Annotated in this window: 14 protein-coding genes and 2 pseudogenes; 8 read left to right on the top strand and 8 right to left on the bottom strand. The window is 72.3% G+C overall.

The window, feature by feature from the left end; all coding sequences use genetic code 11:
• Window positions 1–65 precede the first annotated feature (65 nt).
• The 3 genes from OG462_RS06445 to OG462_RS06435 form a co-directional block, all read right to left on the bottom strand.
• Complete coding sequence (locus OG462_RS06445; protein WP_406066390.1) at window positions 66–2270, bottom strand: heavy metal translocating P-type ATPase; 2205 nt, start codon at window positions 2268–2270, stop codon at window positions 66–68.
• Between the two features lie 446 nt (window positions 2271–2716).
• Window positions 2717–3406, bottom strand: a complete 690-nt coding sequence (locus tag OG462_RS06440; protein ID WP_406055315.1) for a sigma-70 family RNA polymerase sigma factor — start codon at window positions 3404–3406, stop codon at window positions 2717–2719.
• A gap of 146 nt (window positions 3407–3552) precedes the next feature.
• Window positions 3553–4221: a hypothetical protein gene (locus tag OG462_RS06435; RefSeq protein ID WP_406055313.1), complete on the bottom strand. Its 669-nt coding sequence runs from the start codon at window positions 4219–4221 to the stop codon at window positions 3553–3555.
• Window positions 4222–4421: 200 nt separating this feature from the next.
• On the opposite strand from OG462_RS06435, the gene OG462_RS06430 reads away from it, so the two are divergent.
• Both OG462_RS06430 and OG462_RS06425 read left to right on the top strand, forming a co-directional pair.
• Window positions 4422–5633 carry an MFS transporter gene (locus OG462_RS06430; protein WP_406055311.1) on the top strand — a complete coding sequence of 404 codons (1212 nt, stop codon included), beginning with the start codon at window positions 4422–4424 and terminating at the stop codon, window positions 5631–5633.
• Between the two features lie 47 nt (window positions 5634–5680).
• Window positions 5681–6727: a sugar ABC transporter permease gene (locus OG462_RS06425; RefSeq protein WP_406055310.1), complete on the top strand. Its 1047-nt coding sequence runs from the start codon at window positions 5681–5683 to the stop codon at window positions 6725–6727.
• Here the strand turns inward: OG462_RS06425 and OG462_RS06420 are convergent.
• On the bottom strand, window positions 6714–7895 hold the full coding sequence (locus OG462_RS06420; protein WP_406055308.1) for an acyl-CoA dehydrogenase family protein: 1182 nt from the start codon (window positions 7893–7895) through the stop codon (window positions 6714–6716). The genes OG462_RS06425 and OG462_RS06420 overlap by 14 nt on opposite strands.
• 111 nt (window positions 7896–8006) lie before the next feature.
• On the opposite strand from OG462_RS06420, the gene OG462_RS06415 reads away from it, so the two are divergent.
• Together OG462_RS06415 and OG462_RS06410 are read left to right on the top strand one after the other, a co-directional pair.
• Entirely contained in the window at window positions 8007–9794 is a 1788-nt protein-coding gene (locus OG462_RS06415) for a CoA transferase (protein ID WP_406055306.1), read from the top strand.
• A complete protein-coding gene (locus tag OG462_RS06410) occupies window positions 9791–11449 on the top strand; it encodes a class I adenylate-forming enzyme family protein (protein ID WP_406055304.1) in 1659 nt (552 codons plus the stop codon). Before OG462_RS06415 ends, OG462_RS06410 begins: the two co-directional genes overlap by 4 nt.
• 60 nt (window positions 11450–11509) lie before the next feature.
• Here OG462_RS06410 and OG462_RS06405 read toward each other — a convergent pair whose 3' ends face one another.
• Genes OG462_RS06405 through OG462_RS06395 form a run of 3 tightly spaced genes read right to left on the bottom strand, consistent with a single transcriptional unit; the run spans window position 11510 to window position 13781 of the window.
• Entirely contained in the window at window positions 11510–12322 is an 813-nt protein-coding gene (locus tag OG462_RS06405) for a metal ABC transporter solute-binding protein, Zn/Mn family (RefSeq protein WP_406055302.1), read from the bottom strand.
• Window positions 12271–13149 (bottom strand): metal ABC transporter permease, encoded by an 879-nt coding sequence (locus tag OG462_RS06400; RefSeq protein WP_406055300.1) that lies wholly within the window; start codon window positions 13147–13149, stop codon window positions 12271–12273. The genes OG462_RS06405 and OG462_RS06400 overlap by 52 nt, the downstream gene beginning before the upstream one ends.
• Window positions 13146–13781, bottom strand: a complete 636-nt coding sequence (locus tag OG462_RS06395) for a metal ABC transporter ATP-binding protein (protein WP_406055298.1) — start codon at window positions 13779–13781, stop codon at window positions 13146–13148. Before OG462_RS06395 ends, OG462_RS06400 begins: the two co-directional genes overlap by 4 nt.
• Before the next feature lie 140 nt (window positions 13782–13921).
• Between OG462_RS06395 and OG462_RS06390 the strand changes: the two genes are divergently transcribed.
• The 4 genes and pseudogenes from OG462_RS06390 to OG462_RS06375 all read left to right on the top strand — a co-directional run bounded on the left by OG462_RS06390 (window position 13922) and on the right by OG462_RS06375 (window position 17235).
• Window positions 13922–14647, top strand: coding sequence for a DJ-1/PfpI family protein (locus OG462_RS06390; RefSeq protein ID WP_406055296.1), 726 nt, complete (start codon window positions 13922–13924; stop codon window positions 14645–14647).
• A 70-nt stretch (window positions 14648–14717) separates the two neighbouring features.
• Window positions 14718–14867, top strand: a pseudogene (locus tag OG462_RS06385) (IS5/IS1182 family transposase); the annotation flags it as partial.
• A 382-nt stretch (window positions 14868–15249) separates the two neighbouring features.
• A pseudogene (locus tag OG462_RS06380) lies at window positions 15250–15681 on the top strand (hypothetical protein).
• 45 nt (window positions 15682–15726) lie between these two features.
• Complete coding sequence (locus OG462_RS06375; RefSeq protein ID WP_406055294.1) at window positions 15727–17235, top strand: DUF4246 domain-containing protein; 1509 nt, start codon at window positions 15727–15729, stop codon at window positions 17233–17235.
• A 184-nt stretch (window positions 17236–17419) separates the two neighbouring features.
• Here OG462_RS06375 and OG462_RS06370 read toward each other — a convergent pair whose 3' ends face one another.
• Window positions 17420–19375 carry an amino acid transporter gene (locus OG462_RS06370; RefSeq protein ID WP_406055292.1) on the bottom strand — a complete coding sequence of 652 codons (1956 nt, stop codon included), beginning with the start codon at window positions 19373–19375 and terminating at the stop codon, window positions 17420–17422.
• Window positions 19376–19733: the final 358 nt, after the last annotated feature.

Genomic DNA, 19733 nt, shown 5'->3' with positions numbered 1-19733 from the left:
GGGCGGAACCGCCGTCGGCCCGCCTTCGCGTACGACGCGAGGCGGGCCCGACGGGGCCGGTGACGTCAACGAGTCCCGCGCCGAGCTGCTGCCGAGGGCTGCCAGGCGCGGAGCCGCAGGCTGTTGCCGACCACCAGGACCGAACTCGCCGACATCGCGGCGGCCGCCACCATCGGGTTGAGCAGGCCGGCCATCGCCAGGGGCACGGTCACCACGTTGTAGCCGAAGGCCCAGACGAGGTTGGCGCGGATCGTGCCCAGGGTCCGCCGGGCGAGGCGGACGGCGTCGGCCAGGGCCTCGACGCCGGTCCGCACGAGCGTCACGTCCGCCGCCCCGATGGCGACGTCGGTGCCGCTGCCCAGGGCGATGCCCAGGTCCGCGGCGGCGAGCGCGGCGGCGTCGTTCATCCCGTCGCCGACGACGGCGACCCGATGTCCCCGCTCGCGCAGCGCCCGTACGAGGGCTGCCTTGTCCTCGGGCGTGCAGCGGGCGTGGACCTCCTCGATACCCAGCTCCGCGGCCACCGCCAGGGCCGGCGCCTTCGCGTCGCCGGTGGCCAGGACCGGGCGCACGCCGAGGCGGCGGAGCGTGTCCACGGCGCGATGGCTCCCGGGGCGCACGGCGTCCCCGATCTCGATCAGGGCCACGGCCTCCCCGTCGACGCGGACCAGGACGACGGTACGAGCACCGGCCTCGGCGGACGTCAGCGCGTCCGCGAGCGCGGCGGGCAACTCGCCGTCCGGTGCGCCGACGATCACCAGCCTGCCGTCGACCGCGCCGCGCGCGCCCCGGCCCGGCAGGGCGCGGAAGTCGGCGACGCTCGGCAGAGCCGATTCGGTCGCCGTGCGCCGGGCGTGGGCGACGATCGCCCGACCCAGCGGGTGTTCCGATCCCTGTTCGACCGACCCGGCGAGCCGCAGGACGGCCTTCGCGTCGAGGCCACCGGGAACGGTGCTGACACGGACGACACTCATCCGACCCGAGGTGAGTGTGCCGGTCTTGTCGAGCACGACGGTGTCGATGTGCCGCAGTCCCTCCAGGGCCTTCGGGCCTCCGACCAGAACACCGAGTTGGGCGCCCCGGCCGGACGCGGCCAGAAGCGCCGTCGGCGTCGCGAGGCCCAGCGCGCACGGGCAGGCCACGACCAGGACCGCGACGCACGCTGTCACTGCGGCCTGCGGATCACTGCCGGTGCCGAGCCAGAATCCGAGGGTGCCGACGGCCAGGGCCAGGATCACGGGGACGAACACGCCGGCCGCCGTGTCGGCCAGCCGCTGTGTCCGAGCCTTGCCGGTCTGGGCCTCGGTCACCAGCTGGGCGATGCGGGCGAGGCGCGTGTCCGCGCCGACCGCAGTGGCCCGTACGAGCAGCAGGCCGACGACGTTGACCGAGCCTCCGACGACCGCGGAGCCCGGCTCGACCTCGACCGGCTCGCTCTCCCCGGTGACCAGGGACAGGTCGACCGCGGAACTGCCCTCCACCACCTCGCCGTCGGTGGCGACGCGCTCGCCGGGGCGCACGACGAACGACTGTCCGACGCGCAACAGCCCCAGAGGGATGAGACGTTCGCCGTCCTCTTCGCGTACCGACACGTCCTTCACACTCAGTTCGGCGAGTGACCGCAACGCCGCCCCCGTCCCGCGCCGGGCCCGAGCCTCCAGGACACGGCCCGCCCACACGAACAGCGGTACTCCGACGGTCGCTTCGAGGTAGACGTGCGCCATGCCCTCCGCGGCCGAGGGCGTCAGGGTGAACGGCATCCGCATCCCCGGGTCCCCGGCGCCACCGAGGAAGAGCGCATACGCGGACCACCCGAACGAAGCCGCCACGCCGAGCGACACCAGGGTGTCCATGGTCGACGCCGAGTGCCGCAGTCCACGCAGCGCACGCATGTGGAACGGCCACGCTCCCCACACGGCCACCGGCGCCGCCAGCGCGAAGCACAGCCACTGCCAGTTGCGGAACTGCAGCGCCGACGCCATGGACAGGACCAGTACCGGCAGAGCCAGGGCCGCCGTGATCACGAGCCTTTCGCGCTCCGGGTCCGGGTCCGGGGGCTTCGCTTCGGGGCCGCGCCGCCGTTCGACGGGCGGTTCGGGGAGCGCGGCGGTGTAGCCGGCCTTCTCGACGGTCGCGACGAGGTCATCGACCGAAACCGCGGCAGGATGGTTCACGCGGGCCCGTCCGGTCGCCAGGTTGACGGTGGCTGTGACGCCTTCCAGCCGGGAGAGCTTCCTCTCGACCCGGTTGACGCACGCAGCACACGTCATGCCGCTGACGACCAGGTCCGTCGTCACCAGGATCGCCAGGGGTTCGGCCGTCACCGGTGGTCTCCCGAGTGCGTGTGCCGCGTGTCGTGCGTGTCCTCCGGCGCCGATTCGCCACCGGTACCGCTCGTCGAGGGCGGGCGCGTTCCGGGCCCGATCGGCCCCACGGCCGCTCCGAGCGCGTACGACCCCACGAAGACCACAGCCAGCAGGAGGAGGAACCCCCACAAGGAGGCGAGGGGCGTCGGCGTCCGCAGCACCGCGCGCACGCGCGATGACGAGTCTCGGGGTGTGTCCATCGGCCGCCTCTCCGAAGCAGGACGTACAGCGCCGCTCGGATCGGGCGCGTCTCTGGAGGAGTCGGACGGTGGGTCGGTTCGGTTCCCCCGGGTGAGGCGGGCCGGCAGCGCACTGCCGGCCCGCCTCCGTCCCCCGCGAGACGCGAGAGATCAGGCGAGAGCGGGTGCCCGCGTGAACCTCCTGCGGGCCGTCGGGCCCTCGTCCGAGGCGGGCGTCGGCGGGAGGGCCTCCTCGCTCCGCAGCAGCGCGATCAGAGAGCCGCGGGCTCGTGCGACGCGCGAGCGGACCGTGCCGACGGGACAGCCGATGGTCTCGGCGGCCTCGGCGTAGGGCAGGCCCAGGAGTTGGGTGAGGACGAAGGCGTCCTTCCGCTCGGCCGGGATGGAGGCCAGTAGCTCGGCGAGGGCGATGCCGTCCTCGAAGCCGGGAAGCCCCCGGGGCTGGGTGTGCTCTGCCTCCGTCTGCCAGTCGTCCCGGTCGGAGATGCGGGGCCGGGCCGCCGCGCGCCGCAGGCTGTCGACCACCGTCCGGCGGGCTATGGACAGCAGCCAGGTGCGGGCCGAGCTACGCCCCTCGAAGCGGGGCAGCGCGGCGAGAGCGCGGAGGAAGACCTCCTGGGTGAGGTCGTCGGCCGCCTGCTTGTCGGCGCTGAGGTAAGCCACATAGCGCCAGACGTCGCGGTGCAGGGCGCGTACGAAGAGGTCGGCCTTGGCCGGGTCGCCGTCCCGGGCGGCCAGCGCGAGCAGGGTCGTCGCCGCGTCGGTGTCGGCGTCGGGCGTGTGGGCGGAGCGGGACGTTCTCGCCGGTCCCTGGTGGGGTGTGTCGTGGGCAGGAGTCATCGCCACAAGTCCTTACGAGGCAAGGGAGATCCGGCGGCGCGCGGAGGGCGGCGCCGGTGACGGATACGGCCGGCCGGAGCGGAACGCGACGGCATGGCCGATGCCCGAGCGACGGACGTGTGCCGTGGTGCTCGGGGAGCCGGCTGTCAGAGGACAGCGAGCGCCCGTGGAGGACCCCGTGAGATGACGGAATGGGCGAGGAACAGTTGCCGAGGAACGCGCTCGTCACCGGCGCGAACGGGCCGGAGACGGGGGCGCGGTCGTACGGGGACGACGACGGCGAGCAGCAGGCGCAGGGGCCGGAAGAGCCCCAGAGGCATGGCCCGCAGCAGGCGGAAGACGGCCCGCTCGCCGTACGCCATCCACAGACCACTCAGGAGCGCGGCGAACAGGTGCGCCGACAGCATGCCGAGGGACGAGGACATGTTCGTCATGTCGTGGGTGGCGGGTGCCCCGGGCATCGCCGCGGCGGCCTGGGGGAGGACCTCGTGGCCCATGGTCGCGTGCCCCATGTGCGTGTGATCCATGGCCGTGTCAGCGGCGTGCGTGGGCACGGCGCCGGCCGGCTGCGACCAGGAGAACACCGTGTGCAGCACGCTCTGGACGGCCACGGTCACCGCCGTGACGGCCAACAGGCCGCGCTCGCGCCCCGCCAGGGCCCAAGCTGCGGCCGCGGTCCCCACGAAGGCGTGGCCGAGCGCCCAACCGGGCACGGCCTGCCCGGACATCAGGATGTGGCCGGTCGCCGCGAGCAGCACGCAGACGGCCGCGAACGTCGCGGCCCGCACTCCTCGCGAACATCGGCCTGGTGTCATGGCGCGCCCATCCTTGCACCCCTCTCCGGAGGCATGAGGGCGGGTACGGCTGTCATGAGGCCGCCCCTCGACCTGTCGGGACATGAGTACGCGACTGTGGTTCGTCCCACAAGAGCGCCTCGGGAACTTCCGGCACGGTAGCGACGACTTCTCGATGTCGACGACGGACGGCCCGGGCGTCGTGCGGGGAGGGGCATCACGTGAGCACCGCAGGGACGGCGGCACCAGCCGAGGCCGGGCATCACACGGTGCGCGGGCTGACCGCGCTGCTGACGACCGCCATGGCCTTCTCGATGATGCAGCTCTTCCTGATCGGTGCACTCGGTCCGCGCCTCGTCGACCGGCTCGGGGTGTCGGAGACGGTGCTCGGCCTGACCACAACGGTGGGGTTCGGCACGGCCGCCGTTCTCTCGCCCGTCGGCGGCCGGATCGTGGACCGTGTCGGACCCCGGCGTGCGCTCGTGGCGCTGCTTGCGGTGTCGGCGGTCGCGCTCGGCCTGATCGGCGCGGCCCCCGGGCCTGCCCTGCTCCTGGCGGCCGTCGCGCTCGGCGGCCTGCCACAGGCGCTCGCCAACCCGGCGACGAACAAGGCGATCCTGGCCGCGGTCCCGGCCCCGAAGCGGGGCGCGGTGACCGGCGCCAAACAGTCCGGGGTCCAGTTCGGAGCCTTCGCGGCCGGGCTGCCCCTCGCGGCGGCGGCGGGCTTCCTCGGCTGGCGCGGTGCCGTGTGGGTGGCTGCCGGGGCGGCGTTCCTCGCGGCCCTGTGGGCTCGGCGAGCGCTGCCGGCCGACGCGCCGGCGAAGGGCGGCACCACCCTCCGTACGCCGTCCCGTCCCAGCGGTCCCGTGCCCTGGCTCGCGGCCTTCTCGTTCTTCCTGGGTGCGGGCATCGCCTCCGTCAACACGTACCTCGCGCTGTTCGGCGCCCAACGCCTCGGCATGGGGCCCGCGGTGGCGGGCGCACTGGTCGCCGTCCTCGGCGTCGCCGGGATCGCCGGCCGCGTCGGCTGGTCACGTGCCGCCACGCCCGGCCGGGCTCCGTGGCTTCCGGGGCTGCTCGCGGGCGGGGCCATCGGCGCGGCCGTACTCCTGGCCGTGGCCCCCCGGTTCGAGCCCCTCGTATGGGTGGCCGCCGTGGCCGTGGGGTTGTTCGCCGTGTCCGGAAACGCGGTCTCGATGGTCCTGGTGATGCAGCGCTCCGCACCCGGCCGTGCCGGGCAGGACTCGGCGCTGGTCGCGGCCGGGTTCTTCGCCGGATTCGCCGTGGGCCCACCGCTGTTCGGACTGCTCGCTGAGCGCGGCCGGTACGGCGAGGGCTGGATCCTGGTCGCGGTGGAGTTCGCCGTGGCCGGGACCGTCGCCTTCGCCTGGGCGCTGCGGGACCGCCGTGCGAGCACGGGCGTTCCGGCGTGACCGCCGGCGACTGGGCTGATGAAGCCCTCGACCTTGTGCTCCAGCGTGTGGGGGAGACCGCCGAGCAGGTGGGGGACCGGTTCCCCCTGTACGCGGACCCGGTCGACGGCCGGTGGGCGACCACCGGGCGAGGGTCGTGGACGGGCGGCTTCTGGGCCGGACTCCTCTGGCTGCGCGCCCGGCACACCGGCAGCGACGCGGACCGCTCGGCGGCGGCGGCCGTCACCGCCCGGCTCGCCCCCTGGATCGATGCGGACACCGCGACCCGCGGGCTGGTCCTCTGGTACGGCACGGCCCTGGCCGCCGGGGACGACACGGCCGGCACTGCCGCTGACCTGCGCGAGCGCACGGTGAAGGCCACACTCGCCGCCTGGGAGCCGAGGCTCGGCCTGGTTCCCTGGGGCGCGGCGCTCGGCGGCCCACGGCTGCGGGCGCGTGCGGACGGCGTTCCCGGCCTCGTCCCCCTGTTGGCGTCCGCCGGGCCTGAGGGGCAGGAGGCGGCTGCGGGGCACCTGCGCCGCCACCTGGACCTGTGCCTGCCCGGCGATCATGCCCAGCGGCCCTTCCCGGCATGGCGCTGGGACGAGGCGAGCGGCTGGGCGGCCGAACCTGACCCGGCGCCCGGCTGGACCAGGGGCGAGGCGTGGCTCCTTCTGGCCGTCGCGGACTCCTTTCTCCACATGGACGCCTCGTCATCGCGCATGGACCGGCTGGCCGAGTCGGCCGAACGGCTCCTCCAACGCTGCGCGTTCCTCACCGGCCCGCTCGTCCCGCCTGCCGGAGCCCGTCAGCCGGACGGCCCCCTGGACACCTCGGCCGCCGCCATCACCGCGGTAGCCCTGCTGAAGCTCGCCCTCGTCCCCGAGGTCGGCTGGGCTTCGGCGTGCGCGGCCCGCGCGGAGGCCGTTCTGCGCCGGCTCGTGGAAGCCCACCTCACCCGGCCGGGCGGCTCCCGCCCGCCGGGCATGCTCCTCGACGGCTGTTACGACGCGCACAGCGGCACAGCCGTCCGGCACGAACTTGTCTGGGGTGACTTCTTCCTGGCCCTCGGCCTGTCCGCGTCCCTGGGCCGCGCCGACCTCAGGCGGGTGTGACCGCCGAGCCCTGCCGGCTCCGCAGTACGCGCCGGGCGACCGAGGAGACGTGCAGCTCGTCGGGACCGTCGAGGATCCGGGCCGTCCGTCCCGTGCGGAACAGGGCGGGCAGCGGCGTGTCCGGACCGAGCCCGGCGGCGCCGAACACCTGGACGGCACGGTCCGCCACCTGATGAAGCGTGCGCGCCGCAGCCGTCTTCGCCAAGCCCACTTCCACCCGGGCGTCGCGCCCGTCCGCGACCAGCGCCATCGCCTCGTACACGAGCGGCCGCGTGGTCCGCAGCGCCAACAGCGCCTCGAAGACGTGCTGCTGGACGAGCTGCCGGTCCGCGAGCGGTGCGCGTGCGCCCTGTCGTACGGTGGCGCGTTCGCACATGAGGTCGAAGGCCCGCTGGGCCTGGCCGATCCAGCGCAACGCCCTCAGAATGCGCCCCAGTTGGAGGCGCTCACCCGCGACGGCGAGCGCGCGGCCCGGTTCTCCGACGAGCTGGTCCTCGTCGACGTCCACGTGCTCGAACTCGATCTCGTACTGCCCGGTCGCGCCGAGGACGGGCAACTCGCGCACCACGCGGAAGCCGGGGGAATCTGTGGGTACGAGGAACAGGGACAGTCCGTCGCGGTCGCCATCCGATCCGCTCGTGCGGGCGAGCACGGACACCAGGTCCGCGTCTCCCGCGTTCGACGCGAACCACTTGCGCCCGGTGATGCTCCAGCCGCCGCCGGCCCGCCGTTCCGCTCGGGTCGCGGTGAGCGCGGGTTCCGTTCCGGGAGTGTCCGGCTCCGTCATCGCGTAACAGGTACGGAGGTCACCGGAGACCAGGTGGCGCAGGTAGTCCGAGCGCACCCGCCCCGATCCGTGCCGGGACAGCATGGTCACGTCGAGCAGAGACGCCGACCCCACAGCGGCCGGACCGTGGTCGCTCGCGCCCTCCACCTCGGCGAGCGACGTGTACGCGCTCAACGTCAGCCCGCCGCCACCCAGTTCGGACGGCAGTGGCAGCGCCCACAGGCCGGCCTCGCGCGCCTCCGCGCGCAGCCGTTCCCGCAGCTCCTTGGCAACCGGTCCCCCGGCGTCGAGCCGGGACTCGCAGGGGAACACCCGGTCGCGGACGAACGCCGACACCCGCTTCCGTAGCAGGTCGGCATCCGTTACGTCATGATCCGTCACTGTATTTCCTCCATCTCGGGAACTCGACAGAACACGCGTCCGACTGCCTGCCCGTGGAAGTGGTCGGGCGTACCGGCCCACCAGTTCCCGCCACCGTGACAGAGGAGAGGCATGGCGTCACCAGTGACCACGCACACCGCGGCCCGCCGCCCGCTCGACGTATCGCATCCGCTCGACGGGTTGCGTTTTGGCGTCGCCGGGCCTGAGGCCCTGACCCGGGTCGTCGCCGACCACCTGCGGCGGCTCGGGGCGCGGACACACGGCGAGGACGCCGGGGCGATCACGCTCGACGGCGCCGGGTTCGTGCCCGTCACGGCCCATACCGTCTGGGGCGCGGCCTGCTCCGGGCTCGAGGACGAGGCCACCGCCCAGGCGGCCACCGGCCTGATGGCCGTGCACGGCCGCCGTCACGGGGCCCCGCGTGGCCTGGGCGTCGACTACCTGGCCACCGCCACCGGCGTACTCACCGTCCAGGGCCTGCTCGCCGGGCTCATCGGCCAGGCCCGAGGCGGCGGCCCGGCGCCACGTGTGAGCACGACGGCCGACCGCACCGGCCTGCTCGCCGTCTCCCAGTACCTCGCCGCCGCTGGGGCCGACGAGCCGGAGGCCGTCGAACCCGCCCCCGGCGGACCGCCGTTCACTTCCGTCGACGGCGTCCTCTTCGAGCTGGAGACGCTCGACCCCGGGGCGTGGGCCGTGTTCTGGCGCGCACTGGAGGCTCCCGCCGATGCGATACGCGCGGGCTGGCGGCCCTTCCAGTTCCGGTATGCCACCGCCTGCGCGCCGTTCCCCGCCGTCCTGCACGAGGTGACCCGGTGCCACGCGTGGGAGGGGATCCGGCAGGCGGCCGCACTGTCCGGCGCCGAGGTCTGCCGGCTGCGCACGCTCGCCGAACGGGCGGGGGAGGACGACGGTGCCGACCCGTGGACCCTGAAGGCGCTCGATCCGGGCCACGCGGCGACCGGCCCCGCTCCCGCACCCGGACGGCCGCTGGCCGGCCTGACCGTCCTGGAGGCGGGCCGCCGCATCCAAGCGCCACTAGCCGCCCACCTGCTGGGCCTGCTCGGTGCCCGGGTGATCCGGATCGAGCCGCCGGGCGGTGACCCCCTCCGCGGCATGCCGCCTGCCTGTGACGGGATCTCCGCCCGCTGGCTCGCGCTCAACCGGGGCAAGGAGGCGGTCGAGATCGACATCAAGTCGTCCGAGGACCGGCGCCGCCTGCGCGAACTCGCCGCCGAAGCCGACGTCTTCCTGCACAACTGGGCCCCCGGCAAGGCCGCCGAGCTCGAACTCGACACCGAGCACCTGACCCGCGCCAACCCGGCCCTGGTGTACGCGTACACCGGAGGCTGGGCCGATCGGCTCGACGACGCCCCCATGGGCACCGACTTCATGGTGCAGGCCCGCACCGGCGTGGGGGAGGCCGTCCACCCGGCCGGCGAATCGCCCGTACCGTCCCTCATGACGCTCCTCGACGTTCTCGGCGGCCTGCACGGCACCGAGGCCGTCCTCGCCGGTCTCCTCCTGCGCGAGCGCACCGGCCACGGCGTACGCGTCGACTCCTCCCTCCTCGGCGCGGCCGACACCCTGCTCGCCCCCGCCCTGCACCGGGCAGCCACCGGCTCCGACCCCCGGCGCGCCGCCGGCTTCCGGCACCCGCTCCCGACCTCCGACGGCTGGATCGCCCCGAGCGACGACTGTGCCGTGGCCGCCGCGGCGTACGACCTGCGCGGCATGTGCACGGAGGAGGCCCTGCACCAGCTGCGCTCCCACGGACTGACGGCCACCGCCGTCACCACCGACCTGTCCGCCCTGCCCCACGACCTGCGCCTGTCCGGCTCGATCAGCCGTGACGCGCACGGTGCCCCCGCCGTTCCCGACCCCTGGAGCTTCGCGTGACCGTCACCCTCACCGATCTCTTGCCCGCCGAACTCCGCCGCTCCTGGGTGGTGGACGGCACGTGTCCCGACCTCGACCTCTACAGCCTGTTCCGGGCCCGGCAGATCGCCGACCTGCACCGCACGGCCGTCCTCGACGCCAAGGGCAAGCTCTGTTACACGGCCCTCGACCGCAAGGTCCGAAGTCTGGCCGAGGGCCTGCGCGGCCTCGGCATCGGCGTCGGGGACGTCGTCGCCGTACAGCTCCCCAACAACCGCAACGCCGTCATCGCGGACCTGGCCCTCGCCGCCCTCGGCGCGGTGGCCCTCCCCTTCCCGGCCGGCCGCGGCGCCGTCGAGGCCGAGTGCCTGCTGCGCCGGGCGGAGGCCGTGGCGGTCATCGCGGCCACGGACCACCGCGGCCAGGCGCACGCGGCCGAGCTCCTCATCCGCTCCCCGGCACTGCCCGCCTTGCGGCACGTGATCGCCGCCGGACCCGGCACCGCACCCGAGGGAACGATTCAGCTCAGAGAGCTGCTGCGCACCGACCCCACCGGATTCGTGCCGGCCCGCCCCGACCCCGACAGCGCCGCGCGCATCCTCGTCTCCTCCGGATCGGAGGCGGAGCCGAAGATGATCGCGTACTCCCACAACGCCCTGGCCGGCGGACGCGGCAACTTCCTCGCCTCCCTCATGCCCGACGGAACCCCGCCCCGCTGCCTCTTCCTCGTGCCTCTGGCCTCGGCCTTCGGGTCGAACGGCACGGCAGTCACGCTCGCCCGCCACGGCGGCACCCTCGTCCTGCTCGACCACTTCACGCCCGAGGCCGCGCTGGCTGCCGTACGGGAGCACGCCCCCACGCACATCCTCGGCGTGCCCACCATGATCCGGATGATGCTGGAGGCACTGGAGAAGGAGGAGGACCCACTGCCGGCCCCCACCGCGCTCGTCCTGGGCGGCGCTCCCCTCGACGAGGCCACTGCCAAGGCCGCGGCCGAGGCGTTCGGCTGCCCCGTCGTCAACCTCTACGGCTCGGCGGACGGCGTCAACTGCCACACCGGACTGCAGCACACCGTGCCGCCGACCGCCGGCTCCGGCGTCGTCGCGGGCAGGCCCGACCCCCGGGTCGCCCAGATCCGGATCGCAGATCCCGACACCCACGAGCCGCTGCCCGACGGCTCGATCGGCGAGATCGTCTCCCGCGGCCCCATGACCCCGCTCCGCTACGTGGCCTCCCCCGACCTCGACGCCCGCTACCGCACACCCGACGGCTGGGTCCGCACCGGCGACCTCGGCCTCCTCGACGACGAGGGCGTCCTCCACGTCGTCGGCCGCCTGAAGGACATCGTCATACGCGGCGGCGCCAACATCAGCCCCGCCGAGGTCGAGCGCGCACTCGTCGCCCACCCACAGGTCCGGGACGCGGTGTGTGTGGGCGTCCCGGACCCGCTGATGGGGGAGCGGCTCGCCGCCTGCCTGGTGGCCAAGGGGACGCGGGTGCCGACCTTGACCGAACTCGGCACGCATCTGTCCGAGCGCGGGCTCGACCCGCACAAGCACCCCGAGCACCTTCTGGTTCTGGCCGGGCTGCCGCTCACCGCCGCGGGCAAACCGGACCGTGCCGCCCTCCGGTGCCGGATCGTGGAGGAGCAGGAGTCTGCGCTCGTCGAGGCATGACAGCACGACGGAGGGGGGAGGGCCGCGCCTCGCGGCCCTCCCCCTCCTCGTACCTGTCGGTCAGGATCCGCTCATGGCCTTCCTCAACTCGGCCGCCGCGTTGCGGTAGACCGCCAGCAGGTCCAGGTCCTCGCCCGGGTAGTTCACGATCTTCACCTGCTGCGCGCCCGAATCCGGCAGCACCGTGCCCGTCGACATGTGTGCGTTGTCGAGGACAAAGGCGGGCTTCTTGGCGGAGAGGGAGGCGAGCTGGGCGGGGGTGACCGGCTCGGGGCCGTACGTGCCCACCGTCGTGGCGCCGGTGAGGCCGGCCGCCCAGGCGGTGAAGACCTGGGTGACGACGGCCGGGCTCTTCCCGCCCGGCCAGGTGCCCTTGAGCTCTCCGTTCAGCTTCGTGACTTCCGTGTCGAGCCGGGTGTTGAACCCCTCGGCCGCGTCCTTCGTTCCGAACAGGCCACCCAGACGCGTGACTTCGGCACCGGCCTTCGCCGGGTCGTTGTCGAGGTTCACTTCGACCAGCTTCGCCTTCGAGCCGGCCGCCTCCTTGATCTTCGCGGCGTACGGCTCGAACGGCGCGTACAACACGAAATCCGCATTCGCGACGGCGGCCAGGTCCGAGGGCTTCGGGTCGTAGTCGGGCGCGTGGTGCACCGACTGCGGAACGATCACCGTGACGTCCTCGGCCCCGGCGGCCTTGGCGAAGGCCCCCTCCCAAGTGGTCGTCGCGACCACCACCGGCTTGTGACCAGCCGCCTTGTGATCGGTACCGGAGGAAGAGGCGTCCTCGCCCCCGCATCCGGTGACGAGCGGCAGCGCCACGCTCAGTGCGAGGAGGGAAGCGATGCGGGCGGTACGGACGCGGGTGCGCGCCATGAGCTGTTTCTCCGTTCAGGAATGAGATGCGCGGCGAGGACGACAGCCCCCGCCGTCAGGACGAGGACCGGGCCCGGAGGCCAGTCCGACCAAAGGGCCAGCAGGAAGCCCGTCAGGTTGACGGCGACGCCGATGCCGACCGCCCACAGGGTGATCGACCCCAGCGAACGGCCCAGGCGCCGTGCGGCCAGGGCAGGCAGCAGGGTCAGGGCGTCGACCAGCAGGGCGCCGGTCAGCTTGATCGCCCCGGCCACCGCCACCGCCACAAGGACGAGGAGCACGGTGGTGAGGAAGCGGACCGGTACGCCCGAACACTGGGCGAGCTCGCGGTCGTACAGCAGCAGCGCCACCTCACGGCGCCGCCACCAGAACAGGGACGGCACGACCAGGGCGAGGACGCCGAGGACCACGAGGTCGTCGGTGCCGACCGAGAGGATCGAGCCCCACAGGAGCGCGAAGGCACCCGAGGCATTGACGCCGGAGACGGCGAGAACGAGGAGGGCGGCCGCGATCGCCAGGCTCATCAACAGGCCCATCGCGCCCGACAGTCCGGCCGGAGTACGGGCCAGTGGGGCGACCCCCGCACCCGACAGGGCGCAAGCCACCAGCGCGCACAGCATCGGATCGAGCCCGGTCAGCAGCCCGACCGCGATGCCGAGCAGCGCCACGTGCATCATCGCGAACCGCACCGGCATGATGTCGAGCCCCACGATGACGACGCCGATCACGGGCAACCCGACGGCCGCGAGGAGCAGGGCGAGCCCCGCCCGCTGCACCGGTACGAGCTGGAGCACGGCGCCGAGGTCAGCGGCCGCGAGCGCGTTCACCGGACCTCCCGCAGCCGCCCGGCGGCCATCTCCAGGACGCGGTCGCAGCGTTCGGCGAGCGTCCGGTCATGGGTCACGACCACCAGCGTGACCGGAAGCGCGGTCAGCACGTCGGCGGCCTCCTCCTGACCCTCGAAGTCGAGCGCAGCGGTCGGCTCGTCGGCGAGCAGAACCTGCGCCCCCGCCGCCACGCAGCCGATGGCCCGCGCCAGGTACATGCGCTGGAGCTGACCGCCGGACAGCGTGTCCACGGGCCTTGAGACCAACGGACCGACACCGAGCCGTTCCGCGGCCACGGCCGCCTCCACCGGCGCCCCACTGCTCGCCAGGAGCTCGTCCCCGCGCAGCGGGAACCGCCCGGCGGCCGGCTTCTGCGGGACCCACGCACACGACCTGCGCCGCCACGCCCACTCGGCGGCCGAGCGCGCCTCGCGCCCGCCGACCTCGATGGTGCCGCTGGTGTGCCGGTGCAGTCCAAGGGCCGCGCGCAGCAACGTCGTCTTCCCGGACCCGTTCGTCCCGGTCAGAGCGACGCGCTCACCGGCGGCGATCTCCAGATCCACACCGACGACCGCCTCGTTGCGGCCATGCCGACACGCGACACCCCGCATGCGTATGTCCAGTCCGCCCATCCCGTGCCCTTCACCGCTGCCCTGTTCGTGCGGTGAAGGAGTCGGACGGACGGGCTGCCGGGTTCCCGCGCGGGGCCGGGAACCGGAGGGCATCGCCGCCCGACCCCCTCCACGGAAGCCCACCGGAACAGGAGCACCGCATGAACCGCAGGCAGTTACTCCGCGCCACCACGGCCCTGGGCGCCACGGGCGCGCTCGCCGGCACCGCCACCACAACCTCCGCCGCGGCCGCTGCCGAGACGCCCGGGACACTGCGCATCCACGTCGTGATGTTCGACGGCGTCGAGGAACTCGACTTCGCCGCCCCGTACGAGGTCTTCTCCGCCGCCGGCTTCTTCACCCAGCGGCCCGTCGAGGTCCGCTACGTCTCGGCCACCGGCGCCCGTACCGTCACCGGCGCGTACGGCACGGTCATCCGCGGCATCGACCGATGGGCCCCCGACGAGGCTGACGTGCTGGTCGTCCCCGGCGGCGGCTACGCCCGCCGCGACAGCCCCGGCGTCTGGGCGGAGATCGACCGCGGCGCCCTGCCCCGCGCCCTCGCGACCGCCGTACGCCCCGGGCTCATCGTCAGCGCCCTCTGCACGGGAGTCATGATCCTCTCCGCCGCCGGCCTCACCCGGGGCCGCCCTTGCACCACCCATCACAAGGCCAAGCCCGACCTCGAACGGCAGGGCGGTCTCCCCAAGAACGCCCGCGTCGTCGACGACGGCGACCTCGTCACCGCCGGGGGCGTCACCTCCGGCCTCGAACTCGCTCTCTGGCTCGTCCGCCGCGAAATCGGGCCGGACGCGGCGACCAGCCTCGAGACGATGCTGGAATATGAGGCACGCGGCACCGTCTGGACGTCGGATCGGGTCGACTGATGCCGTGTAAACCCCTCCCGGGAACGTCAGGCAGCTCCGGAAGACCTGGCAGCGACCTGTTCTCGTGAGGATCTTGGTCGACTCCACGGTCTGCCGGGCCATCAGCATGCTGCCGGGGCCCGCAAGGGGTGAGTCCGGCCGCAGCGAGCCGGCCGACCACGCGCTCGCCCGGTCCCGCGGCGGGCTCAGCACTCTGGCCACGGCTCCACGAGGTTCTCCTGGCCGAACTCCGCAGGGCGAATCGGCGTCGGCCTGGACGGCCTGGGAGTGATCAGGATTGGGCGGGCTACGGGCGGGCTATCGGACGGGGTTTGCGCCACAGGCGATCCGGTCCAGGCATGGCCGCGGCTCTGGTGTGGACGATGGCCCTGACGATCCTCGGATCTCTGGGCTTGCTCGTGCTGCGGGAACGTCGACACGGGGCCGACCGAAGGGATCCCGCTCAGCTGGCTGAGATCGCCGGTGTGCTCACCATCACCACGCCGGGTACCAGTCCGTTCGCCGGCCCTGCCCTGCGTCGCCCGCGGGGGCCAGGGCCGCGCCCACCTCCCAACTCCCCGGGGGGCCACAGGCGTGCGTGCGGCGCTCATCGGCGCAGGACCTTGACGAGCGCCTCCGGATCGAAGGCCGGCGCGCCGTCCTGGCAGCTCACCCGTGATGCCGCACAGGACACCTTCCCCGAGGGGGTGGAGGCCGCGGAGGGCGCTTCGCGGAGCCGGCGTCGTTGAAGCCCGCGCTGGAGGGGGTGCGTTCCATGTTCCTTGTGTCGCGTCTGGGCCCGGACGCCCACATCCTCGCAGCCGCCCGGGAGGCGGGTGTGGAGCACGCGCCTAGATCAGCCGCGAGAAGGCCCACGCACAGATGGCCGCGGTCTTCGGGGACGAGGCCGCAACGCAGACGCGGTGCTCGACGTCACGGGCGGCGACGTCAACGACGAGCTGCTGACGGTGCGGGACACGGTTTCACAGGTCACCGGAATTCCGGCCCGGCTGTTCCGGCAGTGGGCGTCAGAGAACGCCACCGCCTTCCGCTGAAGTATCCTTCCGGCCACCGCACACCGACTCGGAGGACCAAGAGAGTTGACTGGCCTGTCTGCCTTCCCGCTGCCCTTTCGTGCTTCCCGTTCCATAGCGTTCGCGACACCCCGAACGCTGCGGGAACTTCAGATGATGCAGTGCAGCGCACACATTCGGGCGAAGCCGGGGTGGTTCGACAAGATGAACGATGCCGACATCGTCGCCCGGTGGACGCAGGAAGCGGTCGCCCAGGGCCTCACCGAAGCGCAGGTTCGTCACGTGCTTGCCGAACTCCTGTACTACGCCGCGCTGCGGGACGGACGTACCGGCGTCGAGGTGTCCGCCGTCGACGGGGTGTGGCAGTCGGACACACTGGTCGACGACAAGCTCAATTCCCGGCTGCGCGCGGCGGTTCGGGTTCTGGAACAGGTCCCTGAAGCAGCACAGGACTGGCATCCCGGATCCGACGGTCAGGTACTGGATCTGGTTCATCCCTCGCTGTTCTGCCTGGTGAGAGAGGTGAGCGGCGCCCCCGAGCGGGCTTGGCAGAACCAGACGGACCGCTACTCGAAGTACGAATTCTCGGAGAAGTTCCAGTGGCTGCCCACGGACGTCGACGTCCGTGACGACGGCGATGTCGCCTTCCGTTCGTACGTCAACAACGTCCACCCCGAGACGCATCACGAACTGGCCTCCGTCCTGCCGGACTTGTTCGCGCGCATGCGCCCGCTGCTGGAGAACGTGCTCACCGATCTGCGCCATCCGAGGCCCCTGCGGATCGAGGCCGATCCTTACGGGTGGTACGACTCGGAACCGGAGCATCCGGACAAGTCCTCCTACGCTGATGCCGCGGCCTACGCAGAAGCCGTCCGTGCATGGGAAGCGGCCCAGGACGACTGGTGGGAGAACCGCCGCCCGGCCGTCCCGGACGCCCCGGCCTTCACCCCGCCCGAGTTGCCCGACGAAGCCGCCCGAGTCGACCTGCGCGGACGTCGTCTGCAGGTCATCGTCAAGCTCGCCACCATTCATCTCACCCCGGACAAGCCCGAGTACCCCGGCGGTTCCTGGCATGTCGAGGGGATGTTGAACGAGCGGATCGTCTCGACCGGCATCTACTACTGGGACAGCGAGAACATCACCGAAAGCCGGCTGAGCTTCCGGGCGGCGCTCGACGGCCCGGACTACGAACAGAACGACGACAACGGCCTGCGTGAGGTCTACGGCCTGGAGGACGAAGACGCACTGAACCAGATGCTGGGATCGACATCGACCCCAGCGGGCCGCTGCCTGGCGTTCCCGAACATCCTGCAACACCGCGTCGGCTCATTCCGCCTCACGGATCCCACCCGCCCGGGACACCGCAAGATTCTTGCGTTCTTCCTGGTCGACCCGTCGGAAGAGATCGTCTCGACATCCGATGTGCCACCGCAGCAACCATGGTCCGACACCTCGACCATGACGCTTGAACAGGCCAGGAACTACCGCGAACAACTCATGCAGGAACGCAGGTTCTTCGTCGACGAACACAACGAGCAGCTCTACGAACGAGAATTCTCCCTCTGCGAGCACTGAACCCCTTCTGGCCTGAACACGTGCAGGTCAGAAGGGGTCTGGACGGCCTGGGTGACGGTTTCGCTGCGGCGGTCAGCACCCCGTGGCAGTACAGGGATTCCTGAATTCAGGAGATTCCAGAATTCAGGAAATCACGGATGGCAGTCGCCTGGTGCGTCGGCCGCCGACCGCCCGCGTCCATCTCTCAGCCGACGTGGACGCGCGGGCGGCGGTCCCGGTCAGGTTCCGCTTCCCGCAGGACCTCGCGGGTGACCGGGGCGACCTCGCCCTGGCCGAGGAGGAAGAAGCGGAGGAAGTTGGCGAAGGGGTTTCCCTCGGTCCACTCGAAGTAGACGTGGGGGCTGACGCCGGTGAGGTCGCGAGCGTGGAGGAGGAGGGCGGCCAGGGCGTTGGGGACGGAGGAGGATTCCACGGTGAGGACGCGGAATCGCTCGTGCAGGACCTCGCCCCTCACCGTCAGGCCCGCCTCGAACTCGGACGGGTCGGTGACGGTGACCTCGACGAAGACGAAGTCCTCGGTGGTGGGGAGGTCGTTGTCGGCGCGGATCTGCTCGATCTTGTCGCGGTACTCGGCGATGTCCCGGTTGTCCGGCTCGTTGGCGACGAAGCGCGGCGTGCGGCGGGAGATGTCCTGGATGAAGCGTTCGGCCATCTCGTCGAGGTCGACGTGGGTGACGCGCAGTTCGAAGGCGCGGCCGAGTCGGGAGAGGAGGGAGATGAGGATGATGCCGGCGATGAAGCAGGCACCGATCTTCACGCCGTCCGGGCGCTCGATGACGTTGACGACGGTGGTGTAGAGGAACACGGCCGAGATCACGCCGAAGCCGATCGTCCAGCCGCGCTGGCCGGCCTTGCGGGCCGCGATCGTCACCGCGATGGCGGCCGAACAGATCAGGACGAGGACACCGGTGGCGTACGCGCCGCCCTGGGCGTCGACGTCGGCGTCGAAGATCCAGGTCACCAGGAAGGCGACCAGGGTGAAGACGATGACCATCGGGCGCACGGCGCGTGCCCAGTGCGGGGCCATGCCGTACTTGGGCAGGTAGCGGGGCATCAGGTTCAGCAGACCGGCCATGGCCGAGGCGCCCGCGAACCAGAGGATCGCGATGGTCGAGACGTCGTAGATCGTGCCGAAGGTGTTGCCGAGGTACTCGTGGGCGAGGTAGGCGAGCGCGCGCCCGTTGGCCTGGCCGCCGGACTCGAACTCCTCGTGGGGGATGAGGACGGTGGTGATGAAGCTCGTGCAGATCAGGAAGACGCTCATGATCAGCGCGGCGGTCGTCAGGAGCTTCTTCGTGTCCCGGATGCGGCCGGTGGGCTTCTCCTCCGTGTCGCCGGGGTCGCCCTGGACATGCGGCATGACGGCGACGCCGGTCTCGAAGCCGGACAGGCCGAGTGCGAGTTTGGGGAAGACGAGGAGGGCGACTCCGACCATGGCGAAGACGTTGCCGTGTTCCGCTGTCAGGGCCGCGGTCCAGTCGGTGACGACGTGGCCCTCGGTGAGGACGTGCCAGAAGCCGGTGACCACGACGACCGCGTTGAGCGCGAGGTAGAGCCCGACGAGGACGACGGCGACGCCGATGGCTTCGAGGAAGCCCTTGAGGAACACCGCGCCGAGCAGCGCGATGAGCACCATCGTGATCACGACCTGCTTGTCGTGCAGGGCTTCGGCCAGGTGGGGGTTCTCCACCAGGTGGGTGGAGGCGTCCGCCGCGGACAGGGTGATGGTGATGAGGAAGTCGGTCGCGGCGAAGCCGAGGAGGGTGAGGACGAACAGCTTGCCCTTCCAGAAGGAGAGCAGCCGCGACAGCATCGCGATCGAGCCCTCACCGCGCGGGCTCTCCTCCGCCACCCGCCGGTAGACGGGCAGGGCGCCGGCCAGGGTGACGATCACGAGCACGATCGTCGCGATGGGCGAGAGGAGCCCGGCGGCCAGGGCGGCGATGCCGGGCTGGTAGCCGAGGGTCGAGAAGTAGTCGACGCCCGTCAGGCACATGACCCGCCACCAGCGCTGCCCCTTGTGTCCGGCGTCCGGCGCCGCCTCCCTGGGCCGGGAGGGTTTGCCCTTCCCCATGTCGGAGAGGCCCTCCAGCATCCACGCGCGCAGTCGTCCGGTGCGTGCGTCCGGTGTGGTGGCCATGGGGGTGCTCCTGAGCTGCTGCTGGGTGGGGGGCCGCCCATCGTGCGGACGGGCCGGGCCAGCGTAAGCAACGCGTCAACGAGCGATCGGGGCGGGCGCGTCAGGAAAGCGTCAAGATGCACCGGTCGGGCTCATGCCTGCTGAAGCGCCGCGGAGGCGAACGACAGAGTCATGCGTCGCATGCGGCTGTCGGCGGTCGTCCGCGCGCTGTTCCGGTTCATGGCATGACCGCAGCCCCGCGGGTCCCCCGGAGTGCTCGATGACAGGCGGGCTCTCGAACGCTCGCGTCAAGAAGGTGTGAAGAGAGCGCCGCCGGGCGGCAAGAACCCGCCAGGAACAGGGGGGAGCAGGCTGATCG

This window comes from Streptomyces sp. NBC_01077 (genome assembly GCF_045162855.1).
In the GTDB taxonomy this organism is placed as follows: Bacteria; Actinomycetota; Actinomycetes; order Streptomycetales; family Streptomycetaceae; genus Streptomyces.
This window is presented reverse-complemented; position numbering and strand designations above follow the sequence as displayed.